Annotated in this window: 20 protein-coding genes; 15 read left to right on the forward strand and 5 right to left on the reverse strand. The window is 58.7% G+C overall.

Features of this window, described 5'->3' with window-relative positions; all coding sequences use genetic code 11:
* Window positions 1–2: 2 nt before the first annotated feature.
* Entirely contained in the window at window positions 3–818 is an 816-nt protein-coding gene (locus ACZ0A4_RS25200) for an ABC transporter ATP-binding protein (protein ID WP_150649892.1), read from the reverse strand.
* Entirely contained in the window at window positions 815–2413 is a 1599-nt protein-coding gene (locus ACZ0A4_RS25205; protein WP_463576732.1) for an ABC transporter permease, read from the reverse strand. Before ACZ0A4_RS25205 ends, ACZ0A4_RS25200 begins: the two co-directional genes overlap by 4 nt.
* A 308-nt stretch (window positions 2414–2721) precedes the next feature.
* Between ACZ0A4_RS25205 and ACZ0A4_RS25210 the strand changes: the two genes are divergently transcribed.
* Window positions 2722–3735 (forward strand): ABC transporter substrate-binding protein, encoded by a 1014-nt coding sequence (locus ACZ0A4_RS25210; protein ID WP_463576733.1) that lies wholly within the window; start codon window positions 2722–2724, stop codon window positions 3733–3735.
* Between the two features lie 95 nt (window positions 3736–3830).
* Here the strand turns inward: ACZ0A4_RS25210 and ACZ0A4_RS25215 are convergent, their stop codons facing one another.
* On the reverse strand, window positions 3831–4751 hold the full coding sequence (locus ACZ0A4_RS25215; RefSeq protein ID WP_463576734.1) for a LysR family transcriptional regulator: 921 nt from the start codon (window positions 4749–4751) through the stop codon (window positions 3831–3833).
* Window positions 4752–4933: 182 nt separating this feature from the next.
* Between ACZ0A4_RS25215 and ACZ0A4_RS25220 the strand changes: the two genes are divergently transcribed.
* A complete protein-coding gene (locus ACZ0A4_RS25220; RefSeq protein WP_053116486.1) occupies window positions 4934–5854 on the forward strand; it encodes a TauD/TfdA dioxygenase family protein in 921 nt (306 codons plus the stop codon).
* A gap of 106 nt (window positions 5855–5960) precedes the next feature.
* On the opposite strand, the gene ACZ0A4_RS25225 is transcribed toward ACZ0A4_RS25220, so the two are convergent.
* Entirely contained in the window at window positions 5961–7577 is a 1617-nt protein-coding gene (locus tag ACZ0A4_RS25225) for an alkaline phosphatase family protein (RefSeq protein ID WP_463576735.1), read from the reverse strand.
* Between the two features lie 215 nt (window positions 7578–7792).
* Window positions 7793–8737, reverse strand: a complete 945-nt coding sequence (locus ACZ0A4_RS25230) for a LysR family transcriptional regulator (protein WP_463576736.1) — start codon at window positions 8735–8737, stop codon at window positions 7793–7795.
* A 165-nt stretch (window positions 8738–8902) separates the two neighbouring features.
* On the opposite strand from ACZ0A4_RS25230, the gene ACZ0A4_RS25235 reads away from it, so the two are divergent.
* The 13 genes from ACZ0A4_RS25235 to ACZ0A4_RS25295 all read left to right on the forward strand — a co-directional run bounded on the left by ACZ0A4_RS25235 (window position 8903) and on the right by ACZ0A4_RS25295 (window position 22015).
* The gene (locus ACZ0A4_RS25235) at window positions 8903–11263 is read left to right on the forward strand and encodes a TonB-dependent receptor (protein WP_463576737.1); all 2361 of its coding nucleotides are present in this window, start codon (window positions 8903–8905) and stop codon (window positions 11261–11263) included.
* Window positions 11264–11286: 23 nt separating this feature from the next.
* On the forward strand, window positions 11287–12630 hold the full coding sequence (locus ACZ0A4_RS25240) for an aryl-sulfate sulfotransferase (protein ID WP_463576738.1): 1344 nt from the start codon (window positions 11287–11289) through the stop codon (window positions 12628–12630).
* Between the two features lie 189 nt (window positions 12631–12819).
* Complete coding sequence (locus ACZ0A4_RS25245) at window positions 12820–13146, forward strand: hypothetical protein (protein WP_034151843.1); 327 nt, start codon at window positions 12820–12822, stop codon at window positions 13144–13146.
* A gap of 378 nt (window positions 13147–13524) precedes the next feature.
* Entirely contained in the window at window positions 13525–14334 is an 810-nt protein-coding gene (locus ACZ0A4_RS25250) for an energy transducer TonB (RefSeq protein ID WP_463576739.1), read from the forward strand.
* Between the two features lie 45 nt (window positions 14335–14379).
* Window positions 14380–15105, forward strand: a complete 726-nt coding sequence (locus ACZ0A4_RS25255) for a MotA/TolQ/ExbB proton channel family protein (RefSeq protein WP_463576740.1) — start codon at window positions 14380–14382, stop codon at window positions 15103–15105.
* Window position 15106: 1 nt separating this feature from the next.
* A complete protein-coding gene (locus ACZ0A4_RS25260; RefSeq protein WP_105708576.1) occupies window positions 15107–15508 on the forward strand; it encodes an ExbD/TolR family protein in 402 nt (133 codons plus the stop codon).
* A gap of 355 nt (window positions 15509–15863) precedes the next feature.
* Window positions 15864–16445 (forward strand): alpha/beta hydrolase, encoded by a 582-nt coding sequence (locus tag ACZ0A4_RS25265; RefSeq protein ID WP_463576741.1) that lies wholly within the window; start codon window positions 15864–15866, stop codon window positions 16443–16445.
* A gap of 54 nt (window positions 16446–16499) precedes the next feature.
* Window positions 16500–17432 (forward strand): sigma 54-interacting transcriptional regulator, encoded by a 933-nt coding sequence (locus tag ACZ0A4_RS25270; RefSeq protein WP_463576742.1) that lies wholly within the window; start codon window positions 16500–16502, stop codon window positions 17430–17432.
* 166 nt (window positions 17433–17598) lie between these two features.
* Window positions 17599–18396 carry a MetQ/NlpA family ABC transporter substrate-binding protein gene (locus ACZ0A4_RS25275; RefSeq protein WP_016985636.1) on the forward strand — a complete coding sequence of 266 codons (798 nt, stop codon included), beginning with the start codon at window positions 17599–17601 and terminating at the stop codon, window positions 18394–18396.
* 665 nt (window positions 18397–19061) lie between these two features.
* Entirely contained in the window at window positions 19062–19727 is a 666-nt protein-coding gene (locus ACZ0A4_RS25280) for an amino acid ABC transporter permease (protein ID WP_463576743.1), read from the forward strand.
* Window positions 19708–20367 (forward strand): amino acid ABC transporter permease, encoded by a 660-nt coding sequence (locus ACZ0A4_RS25285; protein WP_463576744.1) that lies wholly within the window; start codon window positions 19708–19710, stop codon window positions 20365–20367. The genes ACZ0A4_RS25280 and ACZ0A4_RS25285 overlap by 20 nt, the downstream gene beginning before the upstream one ends.
* Window positions 20364–21146, forward strand: coding sequence for an amino acid ABC transporter ATP-binding protein (locus ACZ0A4_RS25290; protein WP_463576745.1), 783 nt, complete (start codon window positions 20364–20366; stop codon window positions 21144–21146). Before ACZ0A4_RS25285 ends, ACZ0A4_RS25290 begins: the two co-directional genes overlap by 4 nt.
* Window positions 21143–22015, forward strand: coding sequence for a transporter substrate-binding domain-containing protein (locus ACZ0A4_RS25295; RefSeq protein WP_277760135.1), 873 nt, complete (start codon window positions 21143–21145; stop codon window positions 22013–22015). The genes ACZ0A4_RS25290 and ACZ0A4_RS25295 overlap by 4 nt, the downstream gene beginning before the upstream one ends.
* Window positions 22016–22078 lie beyond the last annotated feature (63 nt).

The following is a 22078-nucleotide window of genomic DNA, read 5'->3' on the forward strand; positions in this document are numbered from 1 at the left end:
GTTCAGCAGGCAATGAACGTCAGCGGCAGATCGCGGATCTGCACCGGTACGCTCGGTTGGTAATGGTCGTCGCTGGTCAGTTCGTGCAGCAGCTCTTCACGCAACTGATGGAAGTCGAAACTGCTGCGCTGACGCGGATGCGGCAGGGCGATGTCGACCACTTGCTTGATCCGCCCCGGTCGCGGCTCCATCACCACGACGCGATCGGCGAGGAAGATCGCTTCCTCGACGTCGTGGGTGACGAGGATCGTGGTGATTTTTGCGCGGTCACGGATCGCCAGCAGCTCGTCCTGCATCTGCTGGCGAGTCAGCGCGTCAAGGGCGCCGAAGGGTTCGTCGAGCAGCAGAATGCGTGGGCTGGCGACGAGGCCGCGAGCAATCGCCACACGCTGCGCCATGCCGCCGGAGAGCTGGTGCGGATAGGCGCGAGTGAAGTCGCGCAGGCCGACCAGATCGATGAAATCGTTGATGCGCTGTTGCTTCTGCGCAGCGCTCAGCGGCTCATTGACCAGGCCCAGACCGATGTTGTCGGCGACGGTCAGCCACGGAAACAAACGGTGCTCCTGAAAGACGATGCCGCGCTCGCCGCCGATGCCACTGACGGCTTTGCCGTCCACGGTAATCTGCCCGCGAAACTGCGTATCAAGGCCCACCAATAACCGCAGTAACGTCGATTTACCGCAGCCGCTGGAACCGACAATCGCGACAAACTCGCCCTCGGCAATGTCCAGGTTGAATTCGCGAATCGCCTCCAGTTCGAAACCGTCGACGTCGAAGGATTTGCCTACATGTTTGAAGCTGACAATCGGTGCGTTCATGCGTGTCTCCAGCGGGTCGCGCGAATTTCCAGGCGTTGGCCAATGAGGTTGAGCAGGGCGCCGGTGAGGCCGACGAAGAGCATGCCGGCCATGATCAGGTCCATGCGCAGCAGTTGTTGTGCGCCGATCATCTGGCTGCCGATGCCGCCATTGGACGGCATGAAATATTCCGCGCCGATGGTGCCGAGCCAGGCGTAGATCAGGCTCAATCTGAGGCCTGCGAAAATCCCCGGCGCAGCGCCCGGCAACACCAGTCGACGCAGTCGCTGGCCGAGGCTCAGGCGCAACACTTGTGCGGCTTCGTTGAGTTGTGGCGAGAGGTTGGCGACGCTGCGTTGCGTGGCGATAAACAACGGAAAGAAGGCGGCGAGGGCGACGAACACCCACTTCGCCAATTCGCCGAGACCGAACCAGGCAGTGAGCAGTGGTACCCAGGCGAAAATTGCAATTTGGCGGATAGCCGCGAGGGTCGGACCGAGCAGGCGTTCGCTGGTGCGGGACAGTCCGAGCAACAGGCCGAGGGCGAAACCGAGCCCGCCGCCCAACAGCAAACCGCCGAGGGTGCGACCGAGGCTAAGCGCCATGCCGCTGATCAACGTGCCGTCAATCAGACCGTTCCTTGCCGTACTCAAAACGGCCAGCGGGCTGACCAGAATGCTGCTATCGACCCACTGCAGTTCATTCGCCAGTTGCCACAGCGCCAACAAGCCCAGCGGCAGCAGCCATGGTTGCAGACGCTGCCAGCCTTCATAACGCGGGCCGCGACGAATTTCAGCGGTGGCCGGATGCGGCCAGTGCACCAGTTTCTTGTCCAGCAGACCGATGCCGCGATCCATCGCCACACCGATTACACCGATCACCACAATGCAGACGAAAACGATGTCGAGCATGAACAATTGCCGTGCCCAGACCATCAGGTAACCGATGCCTTCGCTGGAGGCCAGCAGTTCGACGGCCAGCAACGAAGTCCATCCGGCGGCCAGCGCCAGACGTACGCCAGCCATGAACGCGGGGAGGGCGGCGGGCAACACCAGGCGACGGATCAGCAGGTGTGGTGGCAAGCGTAAAACAGCGGCGGCTTCACGCAATTTCGGCTGTGCATCCCTTACGCCGACCAGTGTGTGCAAAGTCACCGGCACCACGATTGCTTTGATCAGCACCACCAGTTTCAGCACTTCGCCGATGCCGAAAAACACCATGAACAGCGGGATCCACGCCAGCGTCGGCACCTGCGACAGACCGGCGAAAGTCGGGAAAATCAAACGTTCCAGACGGCGACTGAAACCCAGTGCTGCACCGAGCACCGCTCCCGCTGAAATCCCCGCGAGCAAGCCCCAGAACAAACGCTGCAGACTGATCCACAGATGGCCCCACAACTCGCCTTGCGACAACTCGACAGCACTGTTCCACACCAGCGACGGCGCGGGCAGGATCTGCTCGCTCATCCACTCATTACGCGCGGCCAGCCACCACAGCGCGAACAGGCAAAGGGGCAGCAGCCACGGCAACAGGCGTTGGTTCAGGCTTGGCCAGGTACGGCGGCTTTTCAGCGGCGGCGCGGGGAGTGGGAGACTGAGCAAGGATTGGCGGGCCATGGGTGACCTTCGTTGTCGGGTTGGCTCAAGATCTTTAGCGGCATTAGCTAAAAACAAAAAGTTATAAAAGTATCGGTATAGATTCTTTTAAGAGATAAGCGAGGCCATTTAAGGCTTCCAGCCCACACGCATCCAATGCATTCGAAGAATATTTTCGATGCTGTTAATGCATACGCCGCTGCAGGCCCCGTTATTACTTGCTTAGAGTTAAAAGCTATAAAAATGTGCATTTATAGTATTTAAACGAGGGTATTCATTCGGCCTACTTTCGGCTCCTCAACGCCCGTCGTGATCAAGGAGCTGCACCCATGAACCTCCCCTTCAAGCGTGTTTTCAGTCTGTTTGCCGTTCCTGCTCTGGCGGGACTGCTGGCGTTTACCGCGCATGCCGACGAACTCAAGGAAATCAGAATCGCCGTGCCCGACCTGAGCGCCGGCACTCAGCACAGCGGTGGCGGTGTGGTTGATGTGTTGCGCGATCAGCAGATCTTGGAAAAAGCCTTTGCTGATCAGGGCATCAAGATTCAGTGGAGTTTTTTCAAAGGTGCCGGGCCGGTGATCAATGAGGCGTTTGCCAACGGTCAAGTCGATCTGGCGTATCTGGGCGATCTGGCGGCAATCATCGGCAAGTCCAATGGCCTCGATACTCGCTTGCTCAGCGCCAGTGCGCGTGGGGTGAAGCAGTATCTGGGCGTGGTGCCGGGGTCAGGGATCAAGACTCTGCAGGATCTGAAAGGCAAGCGCGTGGCGATCTTCCGCGGTACCGCAACGCAGCTGTCGTTTGATGCAGCACTGGCCAGCCAAGGCTTGAGCGAGAAGGATCTGAAAGTCATCAACCTCGACTTCACCGGCGCGACCGCTGCGTTGGCAGCGAAACAGATCGATGCGTCGTGGGGCAGTTCCGGATTGGCGGCGCTACAGACCAAGGGCCTGGCCGAGTTGCCGCTGAACACCAAGGATCTCGGTGGTGCGGGCAGTGTGCAGTCGGTATTGGTTGGCACGGGCAACTTTGTCGATGCGCACCCGGAGGCAGTGGCGAAATTGCTCAAGGCGCAGCAGCAGGCGGTGGAGTGGCTGACCCAGGACAGCAACAAGGCTGCGTATGTGCAGCTGGTGTCGGGTTTGGCGAGTTATCCGCCGGTGATCCTGACCCAGGATCTGAAAGATCAGAAACTCAGTGAAGTGTTCCCGTCGACGCTGGATCCCGCGTTCTTGGGCAGCTTGCAGGACAAGGTGGATCTGGCGGCGCAGCAGAAGCTGATTCGCAAGCCATTCAAGGTCAATGATTGGGTGGCGCCTGAGTTGGCTGCTGCCAAGCTCTGAATCTTTAGCGCCTGCTCTGGCCTCTTCGCGAGCAGGCTCGCTCCCACAGGGAAATGCATTCCAATTGTGGGAGCGAGCCTGCTCGCGAAAGGGCCCTAAACGGCGACGCTGACGTCCTGCCGATCCACCGCCACCAACGTCTCGATCAGCGCCCGCGCCGCCGGCGACAGCCGAAACCCGGTGCGACTGACGATCCCGCAGCGCGCATTCATGCTTTCCAGGTTCTGCGGCAGATTGCGCCAGTGCAGCAACACCAGCGAACCCTTAGCGACGTCCTCAACAAACGCTTCTTCCGTGCCCACGCCAATCGCATTGGATTGCAGCACCACCTTCACCAGTGCCGGAAAGTGCTCGGTCTCGATGGTTGGTGAAAAATCGATGCGGCCACTGAGGTTCGCCAGCAGTTTACGAATGCCCGGCGGGATCAGCGTGGTCGCCAGCGGGTAGTCGAACATGTCATTGGTCGACAGGCTCTCCTTGGCCAGCAACGGATGGCCCGGCCGGCAGAAAAACACCCCGCGTTTCGGCGTTAACGCCTGGGTCTGGAAGTTCGGATCGGATTCGAAATGGCGGATGTCGGCGATGAAGAACTCGATCTCTTCACGGCTCAGGGCGCGACTGAGCTTTTCCCAGTTATCCACCTGAAAACAGGTGCGCACTTTCGGGTGCGCATTGATGAATTGCGCCACCGCGTCGGGCACCAGTTTCACTGCTGGTGCCGGGCCGCAACCGAAGTGCACCTCGCCGGCATCGAGCTTGGTCATCTGCGTCACTTCGGCGCTGAGCAACGCCGCGCCTTGCACCAGGCTCAGGGCGTGTTGCAGCACCACCTGGCCTTCGGGCGTGGGGCGCAAATCCTTGTTGCCGCGATCCACCAGCACGCAGCCGAACTCCTGCTCAAGCCCCTGAATGCTGCGGCTGAACGCCGGTTGAGTGATGCCCATTGCGTCCGCCGCGCGGACAAAACTGCGGTGTTCGTTAAGGGCGATGAAGTAACGCAACTGGCGAAGATCCATATGCTTTTCCGGCATCCTAAAAATAGCTCGAAGGCATTTGCGACGAGGGTTGCTAGAGGTTTTAAATGCAAGCTCTTATTCCGTCAACGAAGCATACGTATATCTATTAGATGTAAATGGAATATAGATAGAGCGTTGTTTCGCTGCCGTCCAAACCGTAAGCAGTCGATGAGGGTCTACCCATGAGCAATGCCGCACTCGCCGTAAAACCCGCTGTCCACGCGCTGGAAATTCATCCGGTGGCCGGTCGTATCGGCGCCGAGATCCGTGGCGTGCATTTGTCCGGTGAGCTGGACGCCGCCACTGTCGAAGCGATTCAACAGGCGCTGGTTCAGTACAAAGTCGTGTTCTTCCGTGAGCAGACCCAGCTTGATGATCAGCGTCAGGAAGCCTTCGCCCATCTGCTCGGCGAGCCAGTGGCGCACCCGACCGTGCCGTCGCGTGAAGGCACGCGTTATCTGCTTGAGCTGGACGGCGCTGAAGGTCAGCGCGCCAACTCCTGGCACACCGACGTGACCTTCGTCGACGCCTACCCCAAAGCCTCGATCCTGCGCTCGGTGGTGGCCCCGGCATTCGGTGGCGACACCCTGTGGGCCAACACCGCGACGGCGTACAACGGCTTGCCGACCGAGCTGCGTGAACTGGCCGACAAACTGGTCGCCGTGCACAGCAACGAATACGACTATGCCAGCGCCAAGCCGGACGTCTCGGCGGAGAAGCTTGAGCGCTATCGCAAAGTCTTCACTTCGACCGTCTACGAGACTGAGCACCCGGTGGTGCGTGTGCACCCGATCAGCGGTGAGAAAAGCTTGCTGCTGGGGCATTTCGTCAAGCGCATCAAAGGCTACTCGCAGGCGGACTCGGCGCATCTGTTCGGGCTGTTGCAGAGCCATGTGATTCGCCAGGAAAACACCGTGCGCTGGCGCTGGAAGGCGGGTGACGTGGCGATCTGGGATAACCGCTCGACGCAGCACTATGCGATTGATGATTACGGCACTCAGGATCGGGTGGTGCGTCGTGTCACGTTGAAAGGTGAAGTGCCGGTGGGCGCAAACGGGCAGCGCAGTCAGACCATCAAAGGCGCGGATATCGTCGGCGTCTGATCGGGCCCCTTCGCGAGCAGGCTCGCTCCCACAGTGGATTTGTACTGAACACAATGGATGTGAACGGCACAAAACCTTTGGGAGCGAGCCTGCTCGCGAAGGACTTTCACCACACACCGATCTGAACGACTTTCTCGGTTTCCGGCTCACCGTAGCGAAACCTCTGCCCACGCAAATCAATTTCCTGATGACTGATGGTCGTGCGCCGTTTCAAACCCCGCACCCACTCAAACAAATACCCCGCATGCTCCTCGCGCACCGCCGCGAATTTCGGGTCATCACCCAAATCACGCAGCTCCTGCGGATCATTCAGCAGATCAAACAACTGTGGGCGAAAACCGTCGTACGCCAGGTATTTCCAGCGCTCGCTGCGCACCATGGTCATCCGGCAACGATCGATCGGCTGGCCCAAACGCTCACGCGCCGGGGCCTGAAAGGCGTAGTCGTATTCGCTGATCGCATAGTGGCGCCAGTCCGGGTTTTCGCCGTGCATCAGCGGAATCAGTGAGCGGCCTTCAAGCCGGTGTTGCGCCGCCGGCAATCCCAAGGCTTGAAGAAACGTCGGCAACGCATCGATGGTTTCCGCGAGGCGATCATCCACCGTCCCGCGAGTGCCATCTGCTGCCGCCCGAGGGTCGCGCACGATCAGTGGTACGCCCACCGCCTGCTCCAGCAAAAACTCCTTCTCGCCGAGCCAGTGATCGCCCAGAAAGTCGCCGTGATCGCTGGTGAACACGATCAGCGTGTCATCCCAACGGCCATTGCTCTGCAGAAAATCGAACAGTCGCCCGAGCTGATCATCCACTTGCTTGATCAGGCCCATATACGTAGGAATTACAGTCAATCGTACTGAGTCTTGGGAGAAGTTGAGGCTTTCCTCATGCTGGCGAAAGGCAGTGTATACGGGGTGTTTGCTGGCTTCGGAGGGCGTCGCACGGATCGGTTCGAGAGTCGATTCCGTACTGTACAAGGCGTGGTATGGCGCTGGTACGATATAGGGCCAGTGCGGTTTGATATACGAGAGGTGTAAACACCACGATTTCTCGCCTTGTTCGGTGATGAAGTCGATGGCTCGATTTGTAGTGTAGACAGTCTCTGAGTGTTGCTCGGGAATTCGTGCTGGCAAATTCGCATGACGCATTTGCCAGCCACTGAGGATTTCGCCGTTCTCGCCTTCGGCGGCGTTGGCCCAGTCGTGCCAAGGGTTTTTGCCGTCAAAGCCGTGTTCACGCAGGTAATGGGTGTAGGGCGCGGATTCGCGTTTGTCGTCGAACAGCGGATCGTCGGGGTAGATGCCGTCGTGGCGTATGTAGGGTTCGAAGCCGACTTCGTTGAGGGTTTCGGCCTGTTCGCTCTCGGGGTTGATCGCCAGGCGTTGCAAGGCATCGATATTCGCCGTCGCGTGGGTCTTGCCGACCAAGGCCGTACGGATGCCGTGCGGGCGCAGGTAATCGCCGATGGTCAGTTCTTCCAGTGGCAACGGCACAGCGTTCCACGCGACTTGATGGCTGCTGACATAACGTCCGGTGTAGGCCGACATCCGCGACGGGCCGCAGATCGTGCCTTGGGTGTACGCGCGGCTGAAACGTACGCCGGCGGCGGCGAGGCGATCGATGTTCGGTGTGTGCAGGTGCGGGTGGCCGTAGCAGGACAGGTAATCGCGGCGCAGTTGATCGCACATGATGTACAGCACATTGCGCACAGGGTTTGGCGGGGTGGGCATGGGGTTCACCGGTCAAAGGGACAGGCGAGGTATTTCGCTTTCGCCGGGGGTGTTCGGCAAGTGCATTTGGGGAATGGGTTTTATGCAGGAAATGCATCGGTGCCTGCACTGCCGCTATCGCTGGCAAGCCAGCTCCCACAAGTATTAGGGGTGTTCACATGGTTTGTGCTCGGCGCGAATCATGTGGGAGCTGGCTTGCCAGCGATAGCGGTGGATCAGACAGCGAGATTCTGCAGCGAGCAAACCTCCTCATCCTGCTGATCAATCTCTTTTATCTGCTCGATCATTGCCTCGGCCAACGGCGACAACCGATACCCCGCGCGGCTGACAATCCCATAGCGGGTGTACAACTCTTCAAGATCATCGGCCAACCCTTCAATGCGCAAACACACCAGCTCACCCTTGGCCTGATGCAGTGCATCCGAATACGCGCCAACAATCCCGATCGCATCCGAACGCAGCACCACGCTGAGCAGACTTGAGCTGTTTTCACACTCCACATTCGGCGTGAAATCCGGCCTTCCGCTGAGATCGACAATAACTTTTCGCAGGTTCGGCGGGCGAATACTCACCGCCAGCGCATAGCTCATCAATTGCTCGGCGGTGACCCGATCAAACCCGGCCAATGGATGCCCCGCGCGGCAACAGAAATGCCACTTGCGCGGTCGCAGCCGGTACGTCAGGTAATCCGGATCCGCCTCGAATTGCCGAGTGTCAGCGACAAAGAATTCAAACTCTTCGCTGAGTAACCGCTTGCTCAGACTCTGCCAGTCATCGACCTGAAACTGCACCCGCGCTTTCGGATAGCGCCCGATGAAGCTGCCAATCGCCCGAGGGATCAATCCCGCCGCCGGCGCCGGGCCACAACCGAAGCGTAATTCCCCGGCCTCCAGCCCGTTGAACTGGCTTATCTCGTTGGCCATCTGCTGCGCGCCGCTGACCAGTCGCCGCGCGTGTTCCAGCAGCACCTGGCCCTGTTTGGTCGGCGGTAATTCCTTGCGTCCGCGATCAACCAACTGACAGCCGACGCTGTGCTCCAGCGCCTGAATGCTACGGCTGAACGCTGACTGCGACAGGTTCACCGCCTGCGCGCCGGCGACGAAGCTGCGTTGTTCAGTCAGGGCAATGAAATGACGAAGTTGACGCAAGTCGATATGCATTTTTCACATAAAAAATATCCGGGAAATGCATTGGATATGCATTACGTCGACTCCTTATAAAGGCAATCTCTTATGCAGTAAATATTTGTAAATCCATAAATAAATAACTTAAAAGAATATACAGCGCTGGAGATGGCTGTGTGTTTTTTGACCAGGAGCCGCGCCATGAGTCCGTTGAACCTTGCGTCACCCTTAACGCCACGACGGCTTAAACGCCTGCCTCTGGCCCTGTTGCTGGCAGGGAGCGCGAGCTGGACTCACGGTTATGCCGCCGAAGCAGAAACCTCGGCGCCAGTGCCGGTCGGCAAGCCTGTCGCCAACAGTTCGCAACTGGAAACCGTGACCGTCACCACTCGCCGCCGCGAAGAAAGTTCGCAAGATGTGCCGACGCCCATGAGTGTGGTCAGCGGGCAGAATCTGGAGACGCAACGGGTCTACCGGATTCAGGATTTGCAGCAATTGGTGCCTAGCGTCAACGTCGCCTACATGCACGCACGCCAGTCCAGCGTGTCGATCCGAGGCCTGGGCAATAACCCGGCCAGTGATGGTCTGGAAGGTAGCGTCGGCCTGTACATCGACAACGTTTATCTGGGCCGTCCGGGGATGGCGGTGTTTGATTTGATGGACATCGAACAGCTCGAAGTCTTGCGTGGGCCGCAGGGCACGCTGTTCGGCAAAAACACCACCGCCGGGGTGATCAATATCAGCACCCGCGCGCCGACCTTTACGCCCGAACGCAGCATCGAAACGTCGGTCGGCGAGGACGGTTACTTCCAGACCAAGGGCACCATTTCCGGCCCGCTCAACGATCAACTGGCCGGGCGATTTTCGGCCTACCGTACGCGCAGCGACGGTGACATCAAAAACGAATACGACGGCCATGATCTCAACGGCGGCTCGCGCGACGGCTTCCGCGCGCAACTGCTGTTCAAGCCAAATGAAGATTTCAACCTGCGCTGGATCGGCGACTACAACGAAGAGGACTCCAGCGCCGGCACCCGCGTGTTGTACAACACCGGGCCGACCATCAACGGAGTCAACCTTTACCAGGCGCGGGCCAATGCGGCTGGCGCAACATTGGTCAACGGCTCGCACCGCAAGGTCAATCTGGACAACGACCAGCATGTCACCGTGCATCAGGGTGGCACGTCGGTGGAGGCCAACTGGACGCTGCCGAGCGATTTCACGCTGACCTCGATCAGTTCCTATCGCTTCTGGAATTTCACCCCGCGCAACGACGACGGCCTCAACGTGCCGGCGAGCTACAACGCCGGGGTGTCGGTGGAAGACAAACAGTACTCGCAGGAATTTCGCCTGGCCTCGCCCAAGGGAGAGTTCTTCGATTACGTGGTCGGTGCCTATTACTTCGGCTCGGATCTGGACAACAAATCGTTCGCCTATTACGGCCCCCAGGCCGATATCTGGAATGGCACGCCGGCCGGCGCACTGGCCAACGTCACCAGCGTCGGCAACGGCCATATCAAGACCGACAGTTTTGCGCTGTTTGCCCAAGGCACATGGCACCTCACCGAGCGGCTGGACTTCACCGCCGGGGTGCGTGGCACTTATGAAGAAAAATCCGCTTGGGTCACGAGGGATGCGCCGATTGGTGGCACTGCTGTAACAGGCGCGGCGGCCACGGCGCGACGCGGGCGTGCCGGCGCTTACGATTCCGGCGATTTGAATCAGTACAGCTCCAGCCCGTCCGGGCTGCTCAACCTTAGCTATCGCATCACCGATGATGTATTGGGTTATGCAACGTTGTCCCACGGCGAGAAATCCGGCGGGGTTAACCTCGCCGTCGGTTCCGCTCCGGTGGCCGGCGCCGATTCGCTGCTGATCGGCACCGAACGTGCGAACAACGCCGAACTCGGCTTCAAGAGCACGCTGTGGGACCACCGTCTGCAACTCAACGCCAACGTCTTCTGGACGCAGGTCAACGCTTACCAGACCAATGCCTACGACGCGGAAAATCGCGTGCAGTACCTGACCAACGCCGGTTCCGTACGTTCGCGCGGCGTCGAGTTCGAAAGCACGGTGATCCCGTTGCGCGGGCTGACCCTGAACATCAACGGCTCCTACAACGACGTCAGTTATCTCTCGTACAAAGATGCCCCGTGCCCGCCGGAAGTCAGCCAGGCGCCGGGTGCTCCAGCCTCATGTGACCTCAGTGGTCATCAAGTGGTCGGCGCCTCGAAATGGATCGGCAACGCCAACGGCGAATACAAATGGAATCTGGATAACGGCTTCGAACCCTACGTTACGGCCAGCTATGCGTTCCGCTCGAAAGCGGTGGGCACGGTCGAAGATTCCGACTACGGCCAAATCCCGAGTTACGCCGTGGTCAACTTCTCCACCGGCCTGCGCGGAGACTTCAACCAAGGTCAGTGGGACGTGTCGCTGTGGCTGAAAAACGCCTTCGACAAAACCTATTACACGACCCTGTGGACGGGCGGCAACGGCGGCTATGAAGGCCTGCTCGGCACGCCGCGCACCCTCGGCGTCACCGGTCGCTACGACTTCTGATTCGTCACTCAAGGAGCTGCATCATGTTGCGCATCAAAACGGCTTTGCCGGTGTTGCTGTCCGGCGCAGTGCTCAGTGCCGGCGCCTTCGCCGCACCGAGTGTTTACCCGACTGGCGTCACCCGCTACGACCCGAACAAGGCCTTCAATCAGTATGTGATTTTCAGCGGCGCCGACAAACAGACGCACCTGATCGACATGAACGGCAACGAGGTGAAAACCTGGCCGCAGGCGGGTTTCCCGTCGGCGATCATCGATCCAAAACTGGTCGGCGGCGAACGCGGGCATGTGCTGCTGCAATTGAGTGAAAAGGATCCCGGCAAACTCGGTTCGGCCGGCAACGGTCTGGGCAATCAGAGCGTCGGTGAGCTGGACTGGCACGGCAAAGTCGTCTGGCAATGGGGCGACAAGGCCCCCGGCGGCGCGGCGCAGCAGCATCATGATCAACGTCGTTTGAGCAACGGCAACACCGTGGTACTGGCGAACAAGGTGCACAAGGTCAAAGGCTTTAAAGTGCCCGAGGTGATCGACGATGCAATCTACGAAGTCAGCCCCGACGGCGCGGTGAAATGGCAATGGCTGGCCTCGGAACATCTCAATGAATTCGGCTTCACCGCCGAGCAGCTGAAGCTGGTGCGCGCCAGCGAAAACCCGGACTACCTGCACATCAACGACCTCAGTCTGGTCGGGCCGAACAAGTGGTTCGATGCCGGTGACAAGCGCTTCAATCCGGACAACCTGCTGATCGATTCACGCAACGCCAACTTCATCGCGATCATCGACAAACACAGCGGCAAAGTGGTCTGGCGTCTCGGCCCGAACCTGCCGCTGATCAACCCGAAAGCCGCGCAGAAACTGCCGCGCCCGGTGGATCAGTTTGTCGGTCAGCATGATGCACACATCATTCCCGCCGGACTGCCTGGCGCTGGTAACGTCCTGGTGTTCGACAACCAGGGTTCAGCGGGTTATCCGAACGTCCCCCTCGGCTTGATTTCCGGCTCGCGCGTGTTGGAAATCGACCCTGTAAAAAATGAAATCGTCTGGCAGTACAGCGCGGCGGATTCGAAGCAGCCGGGCTGGGCGTTCTACAGCTCGTTCATCAGCAGTGCGCGGCGCTTGCCCAATGGCAATACGCTGATCGACGAAGGCATGAACGGGCGCTTTTTCCAGGTGACGGCCAACGGTGAAAACGTCTGGGAATACGTCAGCCCGTATCTCGGCAAAGCGCCGGGCGGCGATGCGATCAGCAACTGGGTGTATCGGGCGCTCCCTGTGAGTTATGACTGGGTGCCAACGGGCGCGCCACGCTCCGAGACGGCGGTTAACGCACCGGTTGTTGGCGTGCACCAAACCAATACCAGTCGTTAGTTGAAATGGAATTAGTGCTCGAACGAACGGCGATAAGTTATGACCGGGTTGAACAGTGCTTATTGCAATTTCGTTAGTAACTCGCGTGGACAATAGTTGAATGTCCAACCATCCTGACTGTCGTGAGTTTCCAGGAGGAAACTTGCTCTCATCGGAAGACACTTATCCAACGATAAAGGAAATCTCGTTATGTCGAGCATTAATGGCAATTATGTAAACGCTAACGCTGGCGCCAAACTGACGATTACCGATGGCAACGATTCCAACGGCACCTTCAGCGGCAAATTCAGCCAGAACGGCGTGAATTACGACATTGCTTACGGGCACTACCATTTCCAGAACAGCACCGGGCAGCCTACGATCATCACGTTCACGGCTCTGAATGACGGCACTGGTTATCAGTCCTGGACATTGTTCTCGCCAGATCACAATTACTCAAAAGTTCGTGCGGTGGGTTCGCGCACAAACTTTGATGGTGATGTTGTTGGTGTGGCAGGGGAGTTCGTCAAGCAATAAAAGCTGATTAAACAAAAAGGCCGGCGCACGACAGTGTGCCGGCCTTTTTTATTTCAGGAAAGATAATAATCAAGTATCTACTTGGTATTAGTTGTCCAGCAAAACCCGGCCAGACGAATTTGATGCGTTGCATGAATACTTTCGATGCCTGAAAAGCATGCGTTTTTTCACCTGTCGCCGCAGCCCGCGTGGCACGTGGCTTTGGTGGAATTGATCAATTCTTATATTCCATAAAAGCCTATGCATAACGTTAAAGATTACTTTCGGAGATAAGCGTCAAGCCCAATGATTCACAAATCGATCCACCGTGGGGGCTTCAGTAAACGGTCGATCGGCAGTTTTTGTAGAGAACGCAAAAAGACCGCAGGGAGTGAATCAATGGGCAATGTCCAGACCGCCGCCAGCGCAGAGGAATTGCTGTGGCGTCAGACGCCGGGTGGCGAGTTGGTCGATCTCGGCCGGCCGCATCGTGTGCCGTTGGGGCAGTTGCGTTTGCAGCGTGCGCCCAAGGGCATTCTGAGCCGGCGCGAAACAATTCTGCTCGGCGTGCTCGCGCTGGTGGTGCATGGCGCGGTGATCTACTGGATCAGCCAGAAGCCGACGCCGGTGCTGCCGATCGTGCCGCCGGAAATTCCGCCGATGACCATCGAGTTTTCACGTCCGGCACCGCCCGCGCCACCGGTCGCCGAGCCGCCACCACCTGCGCCGGTGGTTGAACCGCCACCGCCAGTGGAAGACGAACTGGCGGTAAAACCACCGCCGCCAAAACCGGTTCCGAAACCCAAGCCGGAGGTGAAACAGGCACCCAAACCAGCACCGAAAGCGGTAGAGCAACCACCGGCGCCGCCACAACCGGCAGCCCCGGTTGCAGCGCCAGCGCCACCTGCTCCTCCCGCGCCGGCACCGGTAACCCCGGCATCAGCGAATGCTGCGTACCTGAAAAACCCGGCGCCGGAATACCCGTCACTGGCCCAGCGTCGCGGTTGGGAAGGCACGGTGTTGTTACGAGTGCACGTGTTGGCCAGCGGCAAACCGGGTGAGATCCAGATTGCAAAAAGCAGTGGCCGGCAGCAGCTCGATGACGCGGCGCTGAACGCCGTGAAACGTTGGAGTTTCGTCCCGGCCAAGCAGGGTGATGTCGCCCAGGACGGCTGGGTCAGCGTGCCCATCGATTTCAAGATTCATTAAACCGAAACCAAATTCGCGCGAAATGTTTACACGAGGGAATACATCATGACGTTACTGGCATCTCCACTGGAATCCATCGAAAGCGCGGTGATCTGGCTGCTGGTGGTTTTTTCCGTCGCCACCTGGGGCCTCGCATTGCTCAAGGCTTTCCAGTTCGGTCGTCTGAAGGCACAGGATCGCCGTTTTCATAAACGTTTCTGGGCGGCGTCGAGTCTGGATTCGGCCGCTGAATTGAGCGAGACCCAACCCGGCGCTGCGGCCCGGGTGGCACAGGCCGGTTACGCGGCGATTCAGGTGGGTGAGGCGCCACAGGCCAATGATTTGAGCCAGGCGATCAACCATCAGGATCGCCTCGAGCGCGCCTTGCGCCAGCAGATCGTCCGCGAACGGCGTTCGCTGGAAACCGGTCTAGCGGTGGTTGCGAGTATTGGCAGCACCTCGCCGTTCATTGGTTTGTTCGGCACGGTGTGGGGAATCATGGAGGCGTTGAAAGGCATCAGCGCGGCCGGTTCGGCAAGTCTGGAAACAGTCGCCGGCCCGATCGGTGCAGCCCTGGTTGCAACGGGTGTGGGGATCGCCGTCGCGGTGCCAGCAGTGCTGGTTTACAACTACTTTTTGCGTCGGTTGAAACTGACGGCGGCGGATCTCGATGACTTTGCCCACGACTTCTACAGCCTGGCGCAGAAGAGTGCATTCCGCGTGTTGATCCACCCGACGGCGCACAAGGTTGCAGCCTCGGGCAATGCGGCAAAAGTGAAGGAGGCGTCCTGATATGGCCTTTTCCACGCAAGACAGTGACGAGGTACTCAGCGAGATCAACGTGACGCCGCTGGTGGATGTGATGCTGGTGCTGCTGGTGGTGTTTATCGTCACCGCGCCACTGCTGACCAACGCGATTCCGATCAATCTGCCGAAGACCGAAGCGGTGGCGCCGGTCGAGCAGAAAGATCCGCTGGTGGTGAGCATCGATGGTGCCGGCAAACTGTTTATCAACAAGGATGAGATTCAAGCGGACTTGCTGGAATTCAACCTGAAATCGGCCAAGGCCAAGGACCCGGAAGTGCGCGTGCAGTTGCAGGCGGATGATGGGGTGAACTACGGCGAAGTGGCGCGGGCAATGGCTTCGATTGAACGGGCGGGGATTACCAAGTTGTCGGTGATTACTGCGCGGTAACAGAATTTACGTTTTTCCGGGGCCGTCTCCTTGGCAGGGTGCGGCCCTTTTTTTATTTCTGGCATTAGAAGCGAAGCCCTCTCCCGGAGGGAGAGGGGACTGACCGTGGTGATTGTTCAAGGTACGCCGACCTGAGGTTTCGAGCCGAACTCAAGATTTGAACAGCACAGAGATCGGCTCCCTTTTCCCTCGCCCCCATGGGGGGAGAGGGTTGGGGTGAGGGGGAAAAGATTTCAAGCCATGCACAAATCTTATATTCATTTCAGATCTTAATAAATAGCTTCTTATTCCTTAACGAATATAAATCCCCTCCCTATACTCGTTCAGGAACAGACACGACGCAGGAGAGCTCCCCATGCGCAACGAATCAATCCGCTACCTGATTGTGCCGGGCTGGCAAGGATCGCCAGATGATCATTGGCAAAGCCATTGGCAAAACAGCCTGCCGAACAGTGCGCGGGTCGAACAGGCCGATTGGCTGACGCCGCGTCGTGAAGACTGGGTCGCGGCATTGGCCGAGGCGATTGCCGCCGACAGTACGCCGGTGATCCTTATCGCTCACAGCCTTGGCTGCGTCACGGTTGCCCATTGGGCGGCCACGGCGCCGTTGCAATACCTGCGTCAGGTGCGCGGTGCCTTGCTGGTCGCGCCGGCGGATGTCGAGCGCCCGACCTGCGCGCCGGCGCTGCGTAACTTCGCACCGATTCCGACCGATCTGCTGCCATTTCCAAGCCAAGTGGTCAGCTCCGATAACGACGCCGCCGTGAGTGCGCCGCGCGCGCTGGAACTGGCGCGCAACTGGGGCGCCGAGGCGGGGATTCTCGCCGGTGCCGGGCATATCAACGTCAAGTCCGGGCATCAGCGTTGGGAGCAGGGTTTTGCCTATCTCTATCGCCTGCAAAACCGCATGGAACACCACGCTCGCCGTCGCGCCTGATTTTTATTTCTTTCAACGCCCCCGTCTCCCGGCGGTTTTGGGCGGGAGTCTGCCATGAGTTTCGAAACATTCGGTCAGCCGTTGCTGACCTTTCCCGACGCTGAAAAAAGTCCCCTGAGCATTCGCGCCAAAGCGCTGGTGTTTGTCGACCCGCGCTCGCGTCAGTTGCGCGAAGAACTGGAGCAATTGGCGCCGCGCTCGACCTCGGTATTGATCCGTGGCGAGACCGGTACGGGTAAAGAATTGCTCGCCCGGCACATCCATCGCGCCAGTGACCGCAGCGGCTTATTCGTCTCGGTCAATTGCGGTGCGATCAGCCCGACCTACGCCGATGCCGAACTGTTCGGCTATGCCGCGGGCACCTACAGCGGTTCGGCCAGCAGCCGTGCAGGCTGGTTCGGCTCGGCCAATGGCGGCACCTTGTATCTGGATGAAATCGGCGACTTGCCGCTGCCCATCCAGATCAAATTGCTTGCCGCGTTGGAGAACCACGAAGTCACCCGTGTCGGTGCGCATCAGCCGAGCCCGGTGGATGTGCGCCTGGTCGCGGCCACCAGTATCGATCTGGCGCAAGCAGTGGACGCCGGGAAATTCCACGAGCGGCTTTATCACTACCTCAGCGAAGGTCATCTCGAGTTGCCGGCGTTGCGCGCGCGTATCGGCGATATCCTTTCGCTGGCCGAGTACTTCCTTGGCATCTACAGCCAGCGTCTCGACCTCCCTGTGCCGCTGATCAGCGAAGCCGCGCAGCATGTACTCGAACAGCACAGCTGGCCGGGCAACACACGCGAGCTGGAAAACGTCATTCATTTTGCGTTGCTGGTGAGTACCGGCGAGGAGATTTTGCCGGAGCACCTGAACCTGCCCGCGGTGTCTGGGCCGCAGCTTCAGATCGAACGGCTGGTTGCACAAATCAACATCGGCGGCAGCGTCGATGAGCGTAAGGCATTGAAAGCTTTACTGTTGAGCTTGAGTGAGGCGCTGTGACCCTTTCGTTCAACATGAACAAAATGGAATATGAAGCTGAATAAACGTTATTGTCCGGGAATAAAAAATCCCGGTATTGTCCGACCCACGCCAGCGATATCACTTCACTGGCACACGTATTAATGCCGTCGTCGATGACGACCGTGATTTTCGATAAGGACACTGCATGAAAAAGGTTCTGTTGTTTACCGCATTGGCGGCTGCGCTGACTGCTTCCCTGGCCAATGCCGGCGAGAAACTGGTGGTTGCTGCGACCCCGGTGCCGCACGCTGAAATCCTTGAGCTGATCAAACCGACCCTGGCCAAAGAAGGCGTGGATCTGGAAATCAAAGTGTTCACCGACTACGTTCAGCCGAACGTACAAGTGGGCGAGAAGCGTCTGGACGCCAACTACTTCCAGACCCTGCCTTACCTGAACAGCTTCAACCAGGGTAAATACAAGGACGACAAGTCCAAGTACCTGGTGACTGTGCAGGGTGTTCACGTTGAACCGTTCGGTGGCTACTCGAGCAAGTACAAGACCCTGGCTGAACTGCCGGACGGCGCCACCATCGCCATTCCGAACGAAGGCAGCAACAGCGGTCGTGCGCTGATCCTGCTGCAGAAGGCTGGCCTGATCGAATTGAAAGACCCGAAAAACGCTCTGGCAACGCCGAAAGACATTGCCAAGAACCCGCACAACTTCAAGTTCAAGGAACTGGAATCGGCCCTGCTGCCACGCGTTCTGAAGGAAGTTGATCTGGACATGATCAACACCAACTACGCGCTGGAAGCCAAGTTGAACCCGACCAAGGACGCCCTGGTAATCGAAGGCGCTGACTCGCCATACGTGAACTTCCTGGTGGCCCGTGAGGACAACAAGAACAGCGACGCGATCCAGAAACTGGCCAAAGCCCTGACCAGCCCGGAAGTCAAAGCGTTCATCGAGAAGAAATACAACGGCGCGGTACTGCCGGCGTTCTGACCTGACGCTTGAACCACCCCCTTCAAGGTGTGAAAACGCCGATGGCCAGTGATGGTCATCGGCGTTTTTGTGTGCGTGCGCAAAGCGGCCCTCACCCTAACCCTCCCGAAACGTCGGACCGCCCAGAGGTTGAGGGGACTGAATGGGGGATATTGACGCAATACGCCGACGTGAAAGATCTCCGCCGAATCCATAATCGACTCGGTCTTTCAGGTCGATGTATGACGCCAGACACCTCGGTCAGCCCCCTCTCCCTCGGGGAGAGGGCTGGGGTGAGGGTGCTCTTGATTCTCAGGCAACCTGAGCCTTCAACGCCCGGCGCAACGCCACGAGCAATTTCACAATGTCCTGCGGATCCAGTCGCTGCGGCACTTTTACGTCCATGTTTTCTTCCTTGTTATGGGTTTGGCCGGAGGAGTCTGGCCAAAAGCTGTTCGTCCTTGGAGGGCTTTCGTGAAAAAAAGATCCGTCCTACAGCGCAAAGGAAAATAGCCTTCTTATTCCTTCCCGGCAAACCCACAGGATAGTTTTTTGGGTGATATCAATATGCTTTAACGGTATTTAAATTCTTGTTTTTATATCTATAAAGTCGGTGCTTGCCGGACAGTCATCCGCTGTCCATGGACTGCACCACCGTCGCTTACCGAGCGGCGTCAGGACGCTTCATGACTTTCGATTACGCATTTATCCTCAGCACCCTGCCGGCATTTCTCAAAGCCGTGGGTGTGACGCTACAGGTCGGATTTATTGCCATTGGCACCTCATTGCTGGTGGCGCTGCTTAACGCAACGATTCTGGTGTTTCGCACGCCTTACCTGCAAAAACTGGTGGGCCTGTATGTGGAACTGGCGCGCAACACACCGCTGTTGATCCAGTTGTTTTTTGTCTACTTTGCCTTGCCGGCAGTGGGGATTCAGGTTTCCGGTTTCACCGCCGCGATCATCACCATGACCTTCCTCGGCGGCGCTTACCTCACCGAGGTGCTGCGCGCGGGTGTCGATGCCGTGCCGCAGGCGCAACTAGAGTCGGGGCGCTCCATCGGCCTGTCCCACGGCCAATTGCTGCGCTATGTGATCCTGCCGCAAGCGGGAATCCTCAGCCTGCCGTCGCTGTTCGCCAATTTCATTTTCCTGCTCAAGGAAACCACCGTGGTCTCGGCGGTGGCGGTGCCGGAAATTCTCTACACCACCAAGAGCTACATCGCGCTCTACTACAAAACCTACGAAATGCTCGCCGTGCTGACGCTCATCTGCGTGCTGTTGTTCCTGCCGCTGTCGCTGCTGCTCAACCGTCTGGAAAGGAGGCTCCAGCATGGCCAGTTCGGGTCTTGAGTTGCTCTGGGTGTCGTTGCCGCAATTGGCCAAGGGCGCCGGGCAAACCTTGTCGATCTCGTTTCTGAGCATCGCCATCAGCACCATCGGTGGTGTGCTCTACGGCGTGTTGCGCACGCTCAACATCACTTGGCTGAACGCGATTCTGCGGGTGTATCTGGAGCTGTTCCGGGCGATTCCGGTGCTGGTCTGGTTGTATCTGTTGTTTTTTGGCTTGCCGATTTTCTTCGGCCTGAGCCTGCCAGGTTTCTGGTGCGCGGTGCTGGTGCTGTCGTTGTGGGGCGCGAGTGAGGTCGGCGAAGTCGCGCGCGGTGCGCTGCATTCGTTGCCACGCGGGCAGCGTGAAGCGGGGCTGTCGATCGGTCTGAACGCCGCGCAACTCTACGGCTACGTGCTGCTGCCGCAAGCGCTGAAACGCATGACGCCGCCGACTATCAATGTCTACACGCGGATCATCAAGACCAGCTCGCTGGCGGTGCTGATCGGCGTGGTCGACGTGATCAAGGTCGGCCAGCAGATCATCGAGCGCACTTACGAATCGGTGTTGATCTACGGCGCACTGTTCCTGTTTTTCTTTTTCATCTGCTACCCGCTGTCGGCCGCCTCGCGCGTGCTGGAGCGGCGCTGGACGCAAGCATGAGCGCATTGATCGAGTTTCACGGCTTCAACAAATTCTATGGCGAGCAACAGGTGCTCACCGGCATTGATCTGCAAGTGCAGAGCGGCGAAGTGATCGTCATCCTCGGCCCCAGTGGTTGCGGCAAAAGTACCTTGCTGCGTTGCCTCAACGGTCTGGAAGAGGCTCACAGCGGCAGCCTGAAATTTGTCGGCCGCGAGCTGCTGGGCAAGTCCACTGACTGGCGCGAGATCCGTCAGCAGATCGGCATGGTGTTCCAGAGTTATCACCTGTTCCCGCACATGAGCGTGCTCGACAACCTGCTGCTCGGCCCGCTCAAGGTGCAGAAGCGCCAGCGTCGCGAAGCGCAGCAGCAAGCCGAAGCGCTGCTCGAACGCGTTGGCCTGGCAGACAAGCGCGATGCCTTCCCGCGCCAGCTCTCCGGCGGCCAGCAACAACGCATCGCTATCGTCCGTTCGCTGTGCATGAACCCCCGCGTGATGCTCTTCGACGAAGTCACCGCCGCCCTCGACCCGGAGATGGTCAAGGAAGTGTTGCAAGTCATTCAGGGCCTGGCCCGTGAAGGCATGACCCTGTTGATCGTCACCCACGAAATGGCCTTCGCCCGCGCGGTGGCCGACCGCATCGTGTTCATGGATGCCGGGCGCATCCTTGAACAGACCCCGCCCGAGATTTTCTTTACGAACCCGCAAACCGCACGCGCGCAGCAGTTTCTGGAGAAGTTCTCCTTCGTTGCAACACTGCCAAAAACGAATCCGACAAAGGAACTGGAACTGTTATGAAAACTGCCGCTTTTTTACTGCCCTTGCTCAGCCTCGCACTGCTTGCCGGTTGCAGCAAAACCGAAGAACCGCCGAAGCCGAAGGTTGCCAGCGAAAGCACCGCGCCAGCTGGTTATCTGGACAAGATCAAGGCCCGCGACAAGTTGATTGTCGGCGTGTTCACCGACAAGCCACCGTTCGGTTTTGTCGACGAGGCCGGGCGCTACGTCGGCTTTGATACTGATATCGGTCGGCGTTTCGCCAAGGATCTGCTCGGCGATGAAAACAAGGTCGAGTTCGTGGCCGTCGAGCCGGCGAGCCGCATTCCGTTTCTGCAGAGCGACAAGGTCGACCTGATCCTCGCCAACATGACCGTCACGCCTGAGCGCAAGGAAGCGGTGGAATTCACCAACCCGAATCTCAAGGTCGCGGTGCAGGCGCTGGTTCCGCAAAGCAGCGCGGTGAAAAACCTCGATGATCTGGCGACCCGCACTACCATCGTCACTACGGGCACGACTGCTGATATCTGGCTGACCAAGAATCACCCGGACTGGAAACTGCTGAAGTTCGAGAAAAACTCCGAGTCGTTGCAAGCCCTGGCCAATGGCCGTGGCGATGCTTATGCACAGGACAACCTGGTGCTGTTCAGCTGGGCCAAGCAGAACCCGGGTTATCGCGTACTGGATGACAAGCTGGGCGCCGAAGCGCCGATTGCGCCGGCGGTGAAGAAGGGCAATATCGAGCTGCGTGACTGGGTGAACACCGAGCTGACAAAGCTGGGTGAGGAGAAGTATCTGCTCAAGCTGTACGACCAATATGTGCGTAAAGAGCTGAGCGATGACACCAAGCCTGAGAGCGTGATTGTCGAAGGGGGCAAGTGGCAGGGGTGATTGCCTGTCAGGTCGGTGGTGAGGCCTGCCCCTCACCCCAGCCCTCTCCCGAGGGAGAGGGAG

The organism is Pseudomonas sp. AC172 (genome assembly GCF_979258595.1).

Coding starts and splice junctions, on each gene's coding strand:
- ACZ0A4_RS25200 (WP_150649892.1), bottom strand. CDS start 818: ATGAACGCACCGATTGTCAGCTTCAAACATGTAGGCAAATCCTTCGAC.
- ACZ0A4_RS25205 (WP_463576732.1), bottom strand. CDS start 2,413: ATGGCCCGCCAATCCTTGCTCAGTCTCCCACTCCCCGCGCCGCCGCTG.
- ACZ0A4_RS25210 (WP_463576733.1), top strand. CDS start 2,722: ATGAACCTCCCCTTCAAGCGTGTTTTCAGTCTGTTTGCCGTTCCTGCT.
- ACZ0A4_RS25215 (WP_463576734.1), bottom strand. CDS start 4,751: ATGGATCTTCGCCAGTTGCGTTACTTCATCGCCCTTAACGAACACCGC.
- ACZ0A4_RS25220 (WP_053116486.1), top strand. CDS start 4,934: ATGAGCAATGCCGCACTCGCCGTAAAACCCGCTGTCCACGCGCTGGAA.
- ACZ0A4_RS25225 (WP_463576735.1), bottom strand. CDS start 7,577: ATGCCCACCCCGCCAAACCCTGTGCGCAATGTGCTGTACATCATGTGC.
- ACZ0A4_RS25230 (WP_463576736.1), bottom strand. CDS start 8,737: ATGCATATCGACTTGCGTCAACTTCGTCATTTCATTGCCCTGACTGAA.
- ACZ0A4_RS25235 (WP_463576737.1), top strand. CDS start 8,903: ATGAGTCCGTTGAACCTTGCGTCACCCTTAACGCCACGACGGCTTAAA.
- ACZ0A4_RS25240 (WP_463576738.1), top strand. CDS start 11,287: ATGTTGCGCATCAAAACGGCTTTGCCGGTGTTGCTGTCCGGCGCAGTG.
- ACZ0A4_RS25245 (WP_034151843.1), top strand. CDS start 12,820: ATGTCGAGCATTAATGGCAATTATGTAAACGCTAACGCTGGCGCCAAA.
- ACZ0A4_RS25250 (WP_463576739.1), top strand. CDS start 13,525: ATGGGCAATGTCCAGACCGCCGCCAGCGCAGAGGAATTGCTGTGGCGT.
- ACZ0A4_RS25255 (WP_463576740.1), top strand. CDS start 14,380: ATGACGTTACTGGCATCTCCACTGGAATCCATCGAAAGCGCGGTGATC.
- ACZ0A4_RS25260 (WP_105708576.1), top strand. CDS start 15,107: ATGGCCTTTTCCACGCAAGACAGTGACGAGGTACTCAGCGAGATCAAC.
- ACZ0A4_RS25265 (WP_463576741.1), top strand. CDS start 15,864: ATGCGCAACGAATCAATCCGCTACCTGATTGTGCCGGGCTGGCAAGGA.
- ACZ0A4_RS25270 (WP_463576742.1), top strand. CDS start 16,500: ATGAGTTTCGAAACATTCGGTCAGCCGTTGCTGACCTTTCCCGACGCT.
- ACZ0A4_RS25275 (WP_016985636.1), top strand. CDS start 17,599: ATGAAAAAGGTTCTGTTGTTTACCGCATTGGCGGCTGCGCTGACTGCT.
- ACZ0A4_RS25280 (WP_463576743.1), top strand. CDS start 19,062: ATGACTTTCGATTACGCATTTATCCTCAGCACCCTGCCGGCATTTCTC.
- ACZ0A4_RS25285 (WP_463576744.1), top strand. CDS start 19,708: ATGGCCAGTTCGGGTCTTGAGTTGCTCTGGGTGTCGTTGCCGCAATTG.
- ACZ0A4_RS25290 (WP_463576745.1), top strand. CDS start 20,364: ATGAGCGCATTGATCGAGTTTCACGGCTTCAACAAATTCTATGGCGAG.
- ACZ0A4_RS25295 (WP_277760135.1), top strand. CDS start 21,143: ATGAAAACTGCCGCTTTTTTACTGCCCTTGCTCAGCCTCGCACTGCTT.